The 14,370-nt window shown below is 44.3% G+C and carries 12 protein-coding genes; 10 read left to right on the top strand and 2 right to left on the bottom strand.

The genetic code is table 11. From position 1 onward, the window contains the following. Positions 1-145: 145 nt before the first annotated feature. The 6 genes from mfd (at position 146) to VQ048_RS02420 (ending at position 7,785) form a co-directional block, all read left to right on the top strand. Positions 146-3,523 carry a transcription-repair coupling factor gene (gene mfd, locus VQ048_RS02395; RefSeq protein ID WP_327610080.1) on the top strand — a complete coding sequence of 1,126 codons (3,378 nt, stop codon included), beginning with the start codon at positions 146-148 and terminating at the stop codon, positions 3,521-3,523. A gap of 67 nt (positions 3,524-3,590) precedes the next feature. Beyond that, positions 3,591-4,244, top strand: coding sequence for a CBS domain-containing protein (locus VQ048_RS02400; protein ID WP_327610081.1), 654 nt, complete (start codon positions 3,591-3,593; stop codon positions 4,242-4,244). Positions 4,245-4,249: 5 nt separating this feature from the next. Beyond that, entirely contained in the window at positions 4,250-5,116 is an 867-nt protein-coding gene (locus VQ048_RS02405) for an NAD kinase (protein ID WP_327610082.1), read from the top strand. Positions 5,117-5,195: 79 nt separating this feature from the next. After that, positions 5,196-6,266, top strand: a complete 1,071-nt coding sequence (gene fbaA, locus VQ048_RS02410) for a class II fructose-bisphosphate aldolase (protein ID WP_327610083.1) — start codon at positions 5,196-5,198, stop codon at positions 6,264-6,266. 97 nt (positions 6,267-6,363) lie between these two features. Further along, positions 6,364-7,215, top strand: coding sequence for an acetyl-CoA carboxylase, carboxyltransferase subunit beta (gene accD / locus VQ048_RS02415; protein WP_327610084.1), 852 nt, complete (start codon positions 6,364-6,366; stop codon positions 7,213-7,215). A gap of 114 nt (positions 7,216-7,329) precedes the next feature. After that, complete coding sequence (locus VQ048_RS02420; RefSeq protein ID WP_327610085.1) at positions 7,330-7,785, top strand: DUF6973 domain-containing protein; 456 nt, start codon at positions 7,330-7,332, stop codon at positions 7,783-7,785. 74 nt (positions 7,786-7,859) lie between these two features. On the opposite strand, the gene VQ048_RS02425 is transcribed toward VQ048_RS02420, so the two are convergent. Then, positions 7,860-9,986: an elongation factor G gene (locus VQ048_RS02425; RefSeq protein ID WP_327610086.1), complete on the bottom strand. Its 2,127-nt coding sequence runs from the start codon at positions 9,984-9,986 to the stop codon at positions 7,860-7,862. A 230-nt stretch (positions 9,987-10,216) separates the two neighbouring features. Here VQ048_RS02425 and VQ048_RS02430 point away from each other — a divergent pair, with 230 nt between their 5' ends. The 3 genes from VQ048_RS02430 (at position 10,217) to VQ048_RS02440 (ending at position 13,136) form a co-directional block, all read left to right on the top strand. Beyond that, positions 10,217-11,620, top strand: a complete 1,404-nt coding sequence (locus VQ048_RS02430; RefSeq protein WP_327610087.1) for a spore maturation protein — start codon at positions 10,217-10,219, stop codon at positions 11,618-11,620. 19 nt (positions 11,621-11,639) lie between these two features. Further along, positions 11,640-12,020 carry a hypothetical protein gene (locus VQ048_RS02435; RefSeq protein ID WP_327610088.1) on the top strand — a complete coding sequence of 127 codons (381 nt, stop codon included), beginning with the start codon at positions 11,640-11,642 and terminating at the stop codon, positions 12,018-12,020. Positions 12,021-12,113: 93 nt separating this feature from the next. Beyond that, a complete protein-coding gene (locus VQ048_RS02440) occupies positions 12,114-13,136 on the top strand; it encodes a quinone-dependent dihydroorotate dehydrogenase (protein WP_327610089.1) in 1,023 nt (340 codons plus the stop codon). Between the two features lie 59 nt (positions 13,137-13,195). On the opposite strand, the gene VQ048_RS02445 is transcribed toward VQ048_RS02440, so the two are convergent. After that, positions 13,196-14,077, bottom strand: a complete 882-nt coding sequence (locus VQ048_RS02445) for a cupin-like domain-containing protein (RefSeq protein ID WP_327610090.1) — start codon at positions 14,075-14,077, stop codon at positions 13,196-13,198. Between the two features lie 116 nt (positions 14,078-14,193). Between VQ048_RS02445 and VQ048_RS02450 the strand changes: the two genes are divergently transcribed. Further along, entirely contained in the window at positions 14,194-14,370 is a 177-nt protein-coding gene (locus tag VQ048_RS02450; protein WP_327610091.1) for a hypothetical protein, read from the top strand.

Raw genomic sequence — 14,370 nt, forward strand, 5'->3', positions numbered from 1 at the left:
CTTCATCCTCGAGACGAAAATAAAAGCATGAGGGTTAGGGTTTTTAGGGAAACGGGCTGGGGTGTGGAAATCAATTTATAAAACAGTACTTTTGTAGCGGCGAACGGTTCCGAAGATCTCTCGGAATCGCTTTCGTGTTTTGCTTATGGAACAGACTTCTCTAAAAAGGATTGATGAGGTTTTGCTGCCGAGATTGATGCGGGTTAATTTCGGGCGGGCAATTTTTGAAGAGTTGGATCAAAAACCTTCGGTTTGCGTGAAGGGGGCTTCGGGATCTGCGCCGTCTCTTTTGGCGGCCGAGTTGTTTTTGGTTCGGAAAAAAAGTGTTCTTTTTTTGGTGAATGACAAGGAGGAGGCTTTGTATGCGTCTTCCGAATTGGAAGAGTTGGTGGGGAAAGATCGGGTGCTTTATTTTCCGCCTTCGCATATGGAACCTTATCAGGTAGAGAAAGTTCAGAATGCCAATTTGGTGCTGAGGACGGAGGTGCTCAATCGTTTGAATTCGGATAAAAACCCGAAGGTTATTGTGGCGCCTTTTGCGGCGCTTGGCGAGAAGGTTTTGAAAAAGGAGGATTTTAAGGCGATTTCTCATACGATAAAGGTGGGGGATGTTTTGGATTTCGACTTTACGGAAGAGTTGTTGCATCGGTTTAATTTTCATTTGACGGATTTTGTTTCGGAGCCGGGGGAGTTTTCGGTTCGTGGGGGGATTGTTGATGTGTTTTCTTATTCCAATGAGGAGCCTTATCGCCTTACGTTTTTTGGAAACGAGGTGGAAAGCATCAAGACGTTTGATATCGAAACACAGCTGTCCAAAGGAAAGGTCGAGGCATTTCAGTTGGTTTCCAATATGAATTTTTCGGTGTCGGGGAGCAAGGTTCCTTTCTTTGAATTATTGGAGGAGGAAAGCATTGTTGTTAGTAAGAATGCGGTTTTGGGAGTGAAGAAGATCAGGGACTTTTATGAAAAAGCGCAGGAGCGGTTCGGGCAGCTCAGTCAGGAGATCAAGCATCAGGCTCCCGACGAACTTTTCGTTTCGGGGGAGGTTTTGGAACAATCGCTTAGGCGGATGTGTTTGGTGGACTTTTCTTCCCAGTCGTTGCCTTTTGTTGAGGGAGAAATTAGTTTGCATCAACAACCTCAGCCTTCGTTTCATAAAAACTTTCAGTTGCTTGCCGAGGATATTACGGAAAAACAGTCGCAGGGCTTTGAGACCTGGATTTCGTTTTCGTCTGAAAAACAGAAAGAACGCTTGGAGAGTATTTTTGAAGAACTGGGGGGAGCGGTTGGCTTCAAGCCTTTTCTTTCTGAGCTTCACGAAGGGTTTGTGGATTTTCAACTAAAAATTTCGGTTTATACGGATCATCAGATTTTTGACCGTTATCAAAGGTTTAAGGCCAAAAACAACTTTGCCAAGTCCGAGCAGTTGACTCTGAAGGATCTTATGTCGCTGAAGGTGGGGGATTATATTACGCATATTGACCATGGGATAGGAAAATTTATGGGGTTGGTAAAGGTGAATAACGACGGTAAAGTTCAGGAATGTTTCAAGTTGGTTTACAAGAATCAGGATTTGCTTTACGCTTCGATTCATTCGTTGCACAAAATTGCTAAATATAACGGGCCCGAAGGCCGGGAGGTTGTGCTTTCGAAATTGGGATCGCCGGCTTGGAAGAACCTCAAGACTAAGACTAAAGCCAAGGTTAAGCAAATAGCTTTCGACTTGATAAAACTCTATGCCGAACGAAAGTCTGCCAAAGGTTTTGCCTATACGCCGGATACTTACCTTCAGAACGAATTGGAGGCGAGTTTTATTTATGAGGATACGCCGGATCAGGAAAAAGCGACGGCGGACGTTAAAAGGGATATGGAGGCACCGACGGTAATGGATCGTTTGGTTTGTGGCGATGTGGGGTTTGGGAAGACGGAAGTGGCAATTCGGGCGGCATTTAAGGCGGCTACGGATGGCAAACAGGTGGCGGTATTGGTGCCTACAACCATTTTGGCTTTTCAGCATTATCGGAGTTTTAAGGAACGTTTAAAGGATTTTCCGGTTACGATTTCTTTTCTAAACCGTTTCAGAACGGCAAAACAGAAGTCCGAAACCAAGGCGGGACTAAAAGACGGGCAGATTGATATTGTGATTGGAACCCACCAATTGGTGGGCAAAGAGGTTCAGTTCAAGGATTTGGGGCTTTTGATTATTGATGAGGAGCATAAATTCGGGGTGAATGTTAAGGATAAGCTGAAAACGTTGAAAAGTAATATTGATACCCTGACGCTTACAGCTACGCCGATTCCTCGGACTTTGCAGTTTTCGTTGATGGCGGCTCGGGATTTATCGGTGATAAAAACACCGCCGCCTAACCGTCAGCCGGTGGATACGCAGCTGATTGGTTTTGATGAAGAATTGATTCGCGATGCGGTAGCTTACGAGCTGCAGAGGGACGGGCAGGTTTATTTCATCAATAATCGGATTGAAAATCTTAAGGAGATTGCGGGGCTTATTCAGCGTTTGGTTCCGGATGCGAGGGTTATTACGGGGCATGGGCAGATGGAAGGTAAGCAATTGGAACAGAATGTTTTGGATTTTATGGAGGGGAAATACGACGTGTTGGTTTCCACTACGATTGTGGAAAGTGGGGTGGATGTGCCCAATGCCAATACGATTTTCATTAATGATGCTCATCGTTTTGGCATGGCGGATTTGCATCAAATGCGGGGGCGGGTCGGTCGGAGCAACAAGAAGGCTTTTTGTTATCTGATAACGCCGCCTTTTGACGGGATGACTTCCGATGCGAGGAAGCGTTTGGAAGCCATCGAACAGTTTTCGGATTTGGGCAGTGGGTTTCATATTGCGATGAAGGATTTGGAAATTCGGGGGGCGGGCGACCTGCTGGGAGCGGAGCAGAGTGGTTTTATTAATGATATGGGGTTTGAGGCGTATCAAAAAATCATGCAGGAAGCCTTGGAAGAATTGCAAAACGAGGAAAGTTTTGAGGCATTGTTCGAGAACGAGGAAGACCGCAAGAAATTGATCCGTACGGTAAAAGAAGTGAATATTGATACCGATATGGATCTGATGCTTCCGGACGATTATGTGTCGAGTGTAGAGGAGCGTTTGTCGCTGTATCAGAAGCTGGCGGAGTTGCAGACCAAGGCCGAGCTTAAGACGTTTGAAGACGAATTGATTGATCGCTTTGGTGCTTTGCCTCGGGAAGCCAAAAATCTTTTGAAATCGGTGGAGCTGAAATGGCTGGCGGGGCAAATCGGTTTCGAGAAAATGGTGGTGAAAAACGGGGTCTTTTTGGGGTATTTTCCGTCCAATCCTCAGGATCGGTTTTACCGTAGTGAGAAGTTTCGCCATATTCTGAATTTTCTTACGCGGAACCCTCAGGAGGCTTCTCTAAAGGAGAAACAGACCAAGGAAGGCAGTCAGTTGATGATGCGGAAAGAAAATGTGAAAGACGTGGATCAGGTGACGGCGGTGCTGGAAAAACTGTCGCAGGAAGATGTCGGATAGGCGGCTTCTTTTGGATAGTTTTTTTTGAAAAAGGGGTCTTTTTATAATATTTTCCTAAATTAGCCTGATGTTTATCAAGGATTATATTTCGAAGGATTATCCGGCGTTTAATCACACCGATTCGATTGAGGAGGCGTGCGAAATAGCCAGAGAGTTTGGGTATTCGCACGTTTTTGTGAAAAAAAACGGATTTTATGCGGGAGCGTTGAGCCAAAGTTTTTTGGAGGAGAGTCCGGAAGGTCGGTTGGATAGCTTGGAACTTCATTACGAGCGGTTTGCTGTAGCGGAAGACGGGAATCTTTTGGATACGGTGAAGTTGTTTCATATCTTTAATGCCAACGTGGTTCCTGTGATTGCCAAAAACGAGAAATACAAAGGGTATATTTCCTGCGATGATGTTTTTAACGAGTTTTCCAAGTACCCTTTGTTTAGCGAAAACGGGGCGGTTCTTACGGTGCAAACCGGAGGGCGGCATTATTCTTTTTCGGAGTTGGCGCAGATTGTGGAGGGGAATAATGCTAAAATTTATGGCGGCTATGTCAGTTCTATTTTGGATGACGCTATACAGATCACCTTGAAAATAAGCAGCGAAAATCTTAGTTCCATCGATGAGACTTTTGAGCGTTATGGGTATCATATCGTTCATAAATCGTATATGGACGAGAAGGCGGATCTTTTGAAGGATCGTTTCGGTTTCTTTCAAAAATATTTAGAACTTTAAGACGTATGAAAGCGGCAATATACACCCAAAAAAACGACCTAGACACGTTTCTCTACCTGAGTAAATTTATTTCCGAGCTGGATAAGCGAGGGGTTTCTTCCATTTTGTTTTCGGGAATGGCAGAGGCTATGCAGTTTTCCAAGGATTTTGAGACGTTTTCCGATAAAAAGGATTTGCAGGAAAGAAAAGCCGATGTGTTGTTTACCTTTGGCGGAGACGGAACATTGGTAACTTCTTTGGTTTTCGTTCATGACACGGGAATCCCGATTGTAGGGGTTAATACGGGGCGGCTTGGCTTTTTGGCTAGTTTTACCAAAGAGGAGGTTTTTCGTCAGTTGGACAGTATTATTCAGGGGGATGTTAAAATGTCTTACCGTTCTGTGATTGAGGTGGTTTCGCCTCAGCTTGGTGATTTTTTTCCGTATGCGCTTAATGATATTTCGGTCTCGAGAAAAGAGACCACTTCGATGATTACGATCGATTCCTATATCAACGACGAGTTTCTCAATGTGTTTTGGGGGGACGGGCTTATTATTTCGACACCTACGGGTTCTACGGCATATTCTCTGAGCTGTGGGGGGCCTATTATTTCGCCGGAAAACAAAAATTTTGTTATTACGCCGATTGCGCCGCATAATCTTAACGTGAGGCCTTTGGTGGTGGATGACGATAGCGAAATTCGTTTGAAAGTCGAAAGTCGGGTGCCTCAGTATTCGTTGTCGTTGGATTCGCGGCTGGTTCATATTGATACCGACGTGGAAATCCGTCTTCGCAAGGCCGATTTCAAGGTGGCTCTCATGCAGCCCAACGACCTTAGTTTTTACGAGACCATTCGCCAAAAACTGCTTTGGGGGAAAGACAAACGGAATTAAAAAAAATCCCGTAAAATTTCGTATCTTTACGAGGTAAAAGTTAACCATTTCATTTTAATCAATTTCAAAAAATACAATTATGAGCAGAATGTTTCCGGCAGGTGTCGCCACAGGACAATTGGTAACGGATATTTTTCAGTACGCTAAAGAAAATCGCTTTGCGCTTCCGGCGGTTAACGTTATCGGATCGAGCAATGTTAACGCCGTAATGGAAACTGCGGCAAAATTGAATTCTCCTGTCATCATCCAGTTTTCCAACGGAGGTGCGGCGTACAATGCCGGGAAAGGACTAAGTAACGACGGTCAAAGAGCTGCGATTTTGGGTGCGGTTGCGGGTGCGAAGCACATTCATACGTTAGCGGAGGCCTACGGTGCGACGGTGATTCTTCATACCGACCACTGTGCGAAAAAACTTCTTCCTTGGATTGACGGGCTTATGGAGGCCAACGAGGCTTTCTACAAGCAGAACGGGAAATCGCTTTATTCCTCTCATATGCTTGATCTTTCAGAGGAATCTTTGGAAGAAAACATGGAAATCTCTTGCCGTTATTTTGAACGGATGGCTAAGATTGGGATGACCCTGGAGATTGAACTCGGTGTTACCGGTGGGGAGGAAGATGGCGTGGACAATACGGGGGTAGATTCTTCCAAGCTATACACCCAGCCGGAAGAGGTGGCTTATGCGTATGAAAGATTGAAAGCCATTTCGCCTAATTTTACTGTGGCAGCGGCGTTTGGAAACGTTCATGGGGTTTACAAACCCGGCAATGTGAAGCTGACACCGAAAATTTTGGATAACTCCCAAAAGTATGTTCAGGAAAAATTTGGTACATCCGAGAAACCGGTTAATTTCGTTTTCCACGGAGGTTCGGGGTCTACTTTGGAGGAAATTCGGGAAGCCATTGACTACGGCGTTATCAAAATGAATATTGATACCGATCTTCAGTTTGCTTATACCGAAGGCATCCGAGACTACATGACCGGAAATATCGAATACCTCAAGACGCAGATCGGAAATCCGGAAGACGACGATAAACCGAACAAAAAGTTCTACGACCCAAGGGTGTGGATCAGAAAAGGGGAAGAGACCTTCTCAAAACGTTTGGTTCAGGCGTTTGAAGATCTGAATAATGTGAACACCCTGAAATAATTTTAGCAAAGTATTTTGTACGGAAATACAATTTATATCCTAAATTTGCGCTTTGCAGTATTTAGAGGCTAAAATTTTTATTTAAAAATTCAATTTAATGGCATTCGATTGGTTTAAAAGAAAAGGTAAAAATATCACCACTTCCACGGAAGAAAAGAAGGACGTTCCTAAAGGGCTTTGGCACAAGACGCCGTCCGGAAAAATCGTGGAGCATGAGGAGCTGAAACGGAATAATTTCGTTTCTCCGGAAGATAATTTCCATGTGAGGATTGGCAGTAACGAGTTTTTTGAGATTCTCTTTGACGAGAACCACTATAAGGAGCTCAACGCCGATGTGGAGAGCGTGGATATGCTCAACTTTAAGGATACGAAAGCTTATACCGACCGTTTGAAAGAGGTGAAAGCCAAAACCAAGTTGAATGATTCCATCCGTAATGCCGTGGGCAAGGTTAATGGTCAGGAAATGGTGATTTCTTGTATGGATTTTGCTTTTATCGGTGGTTCTTTGGGGTCGGTGATGGGCGAGAAAATCAGGAGGGCGATCGATTATTGCATTCAGCATCAATTGCCTTATATGATTATCTGTCAGTCCGGAGGGGCTAGGATGCAAGAGGCGGCTTTTTCGTTGATGCAGTTGGCAAAAGTTCAAGCGAAGCTTGCCCAGTTGTCGGAGCATCAATTACCTTACATTGCTTACCTTTGCGATCCAACGTTCGGCGGAATCACGGCTTCATTTGCAATGACGGCGGACATCATCATGGCCGAACCTGGTGCTTTGATTGGTTTTGCCGGTCCTAGGGTAATTCGCGAGACCATCGGTAAGGATTTGCCCGAAGGGTTCCAAACGTCCGAATTCCTGGTGGAAAAGGGCTTTGTGGATTTCATTGTGAAACGGACGGAAATCAAGGATAAGGTTTCAAAAACCGTGGCCTTGCTAAGTAAAAATTGAAAATGGTGTAACAAAGTATAAAAAAATCTCACCTATGCGGGTGAGATTTTATTTTTGATGAAAAGAACCGGTAAAATATTCTTTAGGACGTTCCGTTCGTTGTCTCTTCCGAAAATGTTAAAGTTACTAGGGGTTTGGTTGCCTCATCCTCTATTGGGCATTATGGCGTTTTATGCGACGGCCAAGGCCTTTAGGATCGCGCGGAAAAAATTTCCCGACACGCATTCGAGCAATGGGGTGGGCAATGCTTTTCGTCATGCTTTTTGGTGTTGCCTTATTCTGATGTACGGTTGCAAAATATCTTCTCCTCGTAAGACTTTGGCTTTCTGTAAAAAAATTACCGATTTGCACGAAGAGCTTTTCCCCAATGAACCTTTGGAGACGCTTATGGATTTGCATAATAACAAAATAGGGATGGATCTTTTTATGACCATGCTTTCCGGTGTGCATCGTCAGTTTTTTGAGAAGCAGTTTTTTATCGAAAAACTAATGGATAAAGTCAAAACGGCCGAAATACTTCGAAGCACGGATCAAAATCTCGGAAGCGAGTTGGTGTACTTGGAAGAATAGGTTTTGACCTCAAAAATGAAATAATAAAAATCCCTCTTATAGCAATATGAGAGGGATTTTTCGATTGTTTGTTTTTATGCTTCAGACGTTTCTACGGCATGTTTTTTAATCAGCTCTTGTTGAACGTTGGAAGGCACCAGTTGGTAGTCGGAAAAAGTCATGCTGAATTTTGCTTTTCCTCCCGTAATCGAGCGCAGGGTAGAACCATAGTCGTCCATTTCGGCCAAAGGAACTTCAGCGATGATTTTTTGGTAATGCCCCTCGGTATCCATTCCGGAGATCAGAGCCCTACGGGTTTGCAAATCGCCCATGACGTCTCCCGTAGCCTCGTCGGGGCAAAGGATTTCCACGTGGTAAAACGGTTCTAGAAGCTGAGGTGAAGCTTGATGGAAAGCCTCTTTAAAGGCTCCTGAGGCAGCCAATTGGAACGAAATATCATTGGAATCAACGCTATGCATTTTACCATCATAGACCGAAACTCTGATGTTTTGGCAAGGGGATCCTGTCAGCGGACCGTTTTTCATCTGCTGCATGATGCCTTTTTTGATGGCGCCGATATACCTTGAATCAATGGCTCCTCCTACGATGCACCAGTAAAAGGCCAGCTTTCCGCCCCAAGGTAGTTCTTCCACTTCTTTTTGACGAATGCTCACGCCTTCGGGTTCGGCCATACCGTCGTAATAATTTTCGACCCTCATGTGGATTTCCCCGAATTGACCTGCTCCTCCGGATTGTTTTTTATGACGGTAATCGGCATCGGCTTTTCCGGTAATGGTTTCGCGGTAAGAAATTTTGGGGGATTTCATTTCCATCTTTACTCCGAATTCCTTTTGCAAACGCTGCCGAACCAAGTCGATATGCAGTTGGCCTTGTCCGCCCAAAATGGCTTCGTGGGTATCCTGGTCGATTTCGATTTTTAGCGTGGGGTCTTCTTCCTTGATTTTATTCAGTGCTGCGAAAAGCTTTTCGGTATCGGCGGTATTTTCGGCAAAAACGGCTTTACGTATGCGGCTTTCGGGGAATACCATGGGTCTTACCTTACGGTCTATTCCTCTGCTATTCAGTGTATGGTTGGTGTGCGCCGATTTTAACTTTACCGTTACCCCAAGGTCGCCGGCTTGGAGTTCTTGCACCGGAATCCGCTCTTTGCCTTCTGCCACAAAAAGCTGTGCGATTCTTTCTGTTTCGCCGTTCTCGGCATTAACCAATTCGTCACCGGATTTTAAGGTACCGGAAACCACTTTGAAATAAGAAACCATGCCGACTTGAGGCTCTGAAGCGGTTTTATAAATGAAAATTGTGGTTTTGTCCTCGGCATCATAGGCTACTTCGCTTCCATCCTGCATCACTCGTTTGGGGCGGTCGGCCGGTGAGGGAGCAATATCGTCCAAAAAGCCCATTATCCGCCCGCTGCCCATGTCTTTTAACCCGGAAGCGACGAAAACAGGAAAAAATTGCTGATTGGCCAGGGCAATGGTCAGTCCCTTAGCCAGTTCTTCTTCGCTGAGAGTTCCTTTTTCAAAATATTTTTCCATCAGGCCTTCTTCGTTTTCGGCGGCAATTTCGACCAAGGTGTTGTGCATGGCTTTCGCTCTTTCCATTTCGCTTTCGGGGATGGCTTTTTTCTCGGGCTTGCCTCCCGTGTTTGGGAATTCGTAAACGACCATCCGTAAGGCATCCAAAATGCGATTGAAGCCCTCACCTGAATTGAGCGGATACTGCGTGGGAATCAGTTTGTTACCAAGCCGTTGCTGCGCTTGTGCGAGTGTGTTTTCGTAGTCTGCTTTGACATGATCCATTTGGTTGATAACAAAAATAGTCGGAGTGGCGTATTTTTCGACATATTCCCAAACCAATTCTGTACCCACTTCCACGCCATTGGCTGCATTTAGGACAACCAAAGCCGTATCCGCCACTTTCATGGAAGCAATGACTTCCCCTACAAAATCATCGAATCCCGGCGTGTCGATCACATTGATTTTATTGTTCTTCCAATTCACGAACATCTGATGGGAGAAAATGGTGTTTTCTCTTTCGTGTTCAATATCGGTATAGTCACTCACGGTATTATGCCCCTCGATGCTGCCACGGCGACCAATCGCTCCGCCCTCGTAAAGCATGGTTTCTATAAGGGTGGTTTTACCTGAGGCCGAGTGGCCTAGCAGGACCACGTTTCTGATGTTTTGGGTTTTTGCACTCATATCCATGTGGTTTTATAGTATTGATATTATTGTCTGACGTACAAAAGGGAAATAAAAACATTTGAATTTTTAGGAAACTAAAGTTACGAAAGATTGCATCGGTATGCGGTGTTTTTCCAATTAAATAAAACTGATTTTTAGCATTCTTGCGTTTCGGAAAATAAGGCTTTCCTAAAAATCGGCTTGCATTTAAAGGTATTTTATCTATTTTTACTCAAATTTTTCGAGGAATGGTTTTAAGCAGAATTTGGTCGGCCTTTATTATCATTGCCATTTTGGTGGCAGGGATAAAATACTTGTTTTCTCCGAACTACAATGCCATATTTAACGATATGGTCGTAGGGAAGGGAGGCGATACCGTGGCTATTGCCACTCGTTCTTTAGACGAAATCCCGGCGCCTATCCGTCAGCATTTGAATCCTGGTGCGGTGTTTTCCGATAATCATATCCAATACCAGGCCGATGCTTTGGGGCAGACGGTTGAGGTTTACCGTATTCAATCTACTGACGGGGTTATCGGAACGTCGGAAACCGCCGTCAAAATTTGCTTGGGGCTTATCGGGATTATGACGCTTTTTATGGGGTTTATGAGTATTGCGGAAAAAGCGGGAGGGATTAATCTTCTTTCCCGGTTGATTCAACCTTTTTTCTCTAAACTTTTTCCGGAAGTGCCGAAGAATCACCCTTCTTTTGGGCATATGATGCTGAATTTCAGTGCAAATCTTCTGGGCTTGGACAATGCGGCAACCCCTTTTGGTTTGAAAGCCATGGAAAGTCTCCAAACCCTGAATCCTTCCAAAGACAAAGCAAGTAATGCTCAAATCATGTTTTTGTGTTTGCATGCGTCTGGACTGACCTTGATACCGGTTTCCATTATTGCGATTCGTTCCAGTATGGGGGCGGCCAATCCTACGGATATTTTTCTCCCTTGTCTGATTGCTACTTTTGCGGCGACAATGGCTGCGATGATTATTGTGTCGGTAAAGCAAAGGATTAACCTTTTTCAGCCGGTTGTACTGGCTTATATTGGTGGAATTTCAGCCGTGATTGCGGCATTGGTGGTTTATTTGGTGCGTCTGAATCAGGCCGAACTTTCCTCTTTTTCCCAAGCCTTGAGCAACGGATTGATTTTGCTCATTTTTTTAGCCATCGTTTTAGGGGGAGTTTATAAAAAAATAAACGTGTTCGATGCCTTTGTGGAAGGTGCTAAAGAAGGATTTTGGACGTGTGTGAAAATCATTCCTTATTTGGTCGGAATGCTTATCGCCATCTCTTTATTGCGGACGTCGGGGGTTTTTGAAGTGATTATTGACGGGATGAAATGGCTGGCCGATGCCGCTCGGATGGATACGCGTTTTGTTGACGGGCTTCCCACGGCTTTAATCAAGCCGTTATCCGGTTCCGGTGCCCGAGGAATGATGGTGGATACCATGACCACTTTCGAAGCGGATTCTTTTCCATCGCGATTGGCGGGGGTGCTTCAAGGCAGTTCGGATACTACGTTTTATGTCATTGCGGTTTACTTTGGTGCGGTGGGGATACGCAATACCCGCTATACGGTGGGAGCCATGCTTTTGGCTGATTTGGTGGGAATCATTACTTCTGTGACTTTGGCGTATTTATTTTTTGGTTAAATGTTTTTAAAGCGATCGAATGATTCACGATAAAGATTACATGATGCGTCAAGTGAAACAGTTTTCCGAGTTTTTGTCCAAAATGCTTTTGGGGAAAAACGAGGGGAAACCCGAGGAGGAACAGTTGGTTTTTGACACGCAGCTCAGAGGGATCTTCCGGAAAACTTTTGACCAGTTGGCTTCGGCTCCTTTGGAGGAATTGTCCTTGTGGGTCGAACAGCAAGAGGAGGGCAATCGTCCGGCTTATTACGAGCTTTTGGGGACAGTTTTTTACTTTAAGTACAAGGAAATACCGAATCCCGATTTTGCCGAAAAGGCCAGGCATTTCTATAGGTTGTGGCAGGAGAAAGGTCGTGTTTTTTCACTTTTGGTGGTTCAGAGACTGAACGAATTGTCTTGATTGTTTTAGACTAAGTCTTCTTATTTTTTTAGGGCGTCCGAATTCCTTCAGGTTTGACGAAAAAATTCTTAGATTTGTGAAACCTTTGTCATTATGTATAAGTCAGTAATACGGCCGTTGCTTTTCAAACTGGATCCGGAACGGGCGCATCATCTTATTTTTTCGCTGCTCAAGCATTTTGGTTTTTTAGCTAAAGTATTTTTGCCTAAGCCTTTGGAAGATCAAAGGTTGGAGAGGGAGGTTTTCGGTCTCAGATTCAAAAATCCTGTAGGGCTGGCCGCTGGTTTGGATAAAAATGCAGTTTTGTATAATGAACTGGCCGATTTGGGGTTTGGCTTTGTCGAAATTGGCACGGTTACACCGAAAGGCCAGGCTGGAAACCCTAAGAAACGTTTGTTCAGGCTATTGGATGACGAAGGGATCATTAACCGCATGGGATTTAATAACGATGGAGTGGAAGCAGCGGTGTTGCAGTTGAAAAAAAATAAGCGCAAGATTATTATTGGGGGGAATATCGGTAAAAATACCGCGACGGCTCCGGAGGATTATACGCAGGACTATGTCTTGTGTTTTGAGGCGTTGCATCCCTTGGTGGATTATTTCGTACTGAATGTAAGCTGTCCGAATGTAAGCAGTCATGCCAAGTTGGAAGACGCCGATTATCTGAAAGAACTTATTGATGAGGTGCAAAAGATTAATCGGAAAAAAGAAAAACCAAAACCTGTTCTTCTGAAAATTGCTCCGGATCTTAACACCCGCCAGTTGGATGATATTATCGATTTAGTGAAAGAAACCGGTATTGACGGAGTTATTGCAACCAACACGTCCGTTAACAGAGCGGGGTTAAAAACCAGTTCGGAAAGGCTTTCGGCCATAGGGAATGGAGGGCTTAGCGGAAAGCCTATTCGGGAGCGTAGCACGGAAGTTATTCGTTATCTCAGTGAAAAATCGGATAGGGCGTTTCCGATCATTGGTGTCGGGGGGATTCATTCGGCGGCGGATGCCATGGAGAAATTTGAGGCGGGGGCTTGCTTGGTTCAGCTTTACACGGGCTTTATTTACGAGGGACCACAACTGATAAGGGAAATTAACGAAAGGCTTTTGGAGTCGACCTAGATAAACGTAGTTTTCCTGAAAAAAGTAAAAAGGCAGTCTCTTTAAGACCGCCTTTGTGTTTATTTGGGCAACCCTTTTTTTAGGGCTTTGTGTGCTCGTTCGATGGCTTTTTTCTCTTTCCAGTCCATGTATTTTTTCTTGAAGCGGGATTTCATGAAATTGTCGAATTTCCGCTGAACGGTAAGGTTCCAAAGAGAGTGGGCTTTCACTCCCCAAGACTTGTCCCAAGCCCGAAGGGAAATCGAGAAACTGCCGTCCAGGTATTTCATCCAATGCCACCATCCAGTAGGCATGAACAAGGTGTCGCCGTGCTCCAAAAAGCATTCGATGCCCTCTACGCCGTCCAAGGCCGGAAATTTTTCAAAATCGGGATTTTCAATATCATAATCTTCCAAAGCGTAAGTGGCATAAGGAATCTGGTAAAGCCGGTCTTTCCATTTATAATCGAACAAAAGGATGTGCTTTCTTCCGTTGAAATGGGTGTGGAAAATGTGAGCCATGTCGATATCGTAGTGAAGGAAAGTTACCGACCCCTTACCGCCAAAAAAGAGGTTGGGGTATTTGTCCAAAAAACCTCCCATCAAATCTTTTGGGAAGATGTAATCTTTTAAAAGTTCTTTGGCGTGCACAATCGGGTCAAAAAGAAAAATACGCAAATCGGTGGGTTGCGATTTGATTAGATCGATATAATCCGCAAATTTCATTCGTGCCGCCGAAGCATTGATTGGGGCCGCGGGATCGGCTTTAGAAGAATCGTACAACGGAACCTCCACATCACCGACTGCTTGTTTCATATAATCCAAATTCCATTTTTGATAGGCCGGCCACTTTCGGGCCATATTTCGGATGACAACGGGTTTTCTTGGTTTCAGGTATTTTTCGACAAATTCTTCTTTGGTGATATCCTCTACAATATCAATCGGTTTTAGAATGAGACCCATATGAATTAGATATTAAGCCGCAAAATTAATCATTTACTGCAATCGGGTTTTATTTTTCGTGGTTTTTTGAGTAAATTTTTTGGTAAAAGTTCCTTTTTTGTTGAAAAATAATTGTGTTGAAAAGCGAAGGGATTAAAGGGGCTTTTGCCAATGAAGCTGAAAGTTTGTTTATGGATATTGTTTTTATGTTACAAAATCTTAATCTTTTCCTCGATACTGGGCATAAAAAAATTATTTTTGCAGATTATATTGCCTTTGTTGCGAGTATTCGGTATGGGGGCAAAAATGTATAA

The sequence above is a fragment of the Bergeyella anatis genome, assembly GCF_036016955.1.
Taxonomy (GTDB): Bacteria; Bacteroidota; Bacteroidia; order Flavobacteriales; family Weeksellaceae; genus JAYWXI01.

Excerpts from the sequence above, each read along its gene's own strand:
- mfd (WP_327610080.1), top strand. The coding sequence starts at position 146 with ATGGAACAGACTTCTCTAAAAAGGATTGATGAGGTTTTGCTGCCGAGA.
- VQ048_RS02400 (WP_327610081.1), top strand. The coding sequence starts at position 3,591 with ATGTTTATCAAGGATTATATTTCGAAGGATTATCCGGCGTTTAATCAC.
- VQ048_RS02405 (WP_327610082.1), top strand. The coding sequence starts at position 4,250 with ATGAAAGCGGCAATATACACCCAAAAAAACGACCTAGACACGTTTCTC.
- fbaA (WP_327610083.1), top strand. The coding sequence starts at position 5,196 with ATGAGCAGAATGTTTCCGGCAGGTGTCGCCACAGGACAATTGGTAACG.
- accD (WP_327610084.1), top strand. The coding sequence starts at position 6,364 with ATGGCATTCGATTGGTTTAAAAGAAAAGGTAAAAATATCACCACTTCC.
- VQ048_RS02420 (WP_327610085.1), top strand. The coding sequence starts at position 7,330 with ATGTTAAAGTTACTAGGGGTTTGGTTGCCTCATCCTCTATTGGGCATT.
- VQ048_RS02425 (WP_327610086.1), bottom strand. The coding sequence starts at position 9,986 with ATGAGTGCAAAAACCCAAAACATCAGAAACGTGGTCCTGCTAGGCCAC.
- VQ048_RS02430 (WP_327610087.1), top strand. The coding sequence starts at position 10,217 with ATGGTTTTAAGCAGAATTTGGTCGGCCTTTATTATCATTGCCATTTTG.
- VQ048_RS02435 (WP_327610088.1), top strand. The coding sequence starts at position 11,640 with ATGATTCACGATAAAGATTACATGATGCGTCAAGTGAAACAGTTTTCC.
- VQ048_RS02440 (WP_327610089.1), top strand. The coding sequence starts at position 12,114 with ATGTATAAGTCAGTAATACGGCCGTTGCTTTTCAAACTGGATCCGGAA.
- VQ048_RS02445 (WP_327610090.1), bottom strand. The coding sequence starts at position 14,077 with ATGGGTCTCATTCTAAAACCGATTGATATTGTAGAGGATATCACCAAA.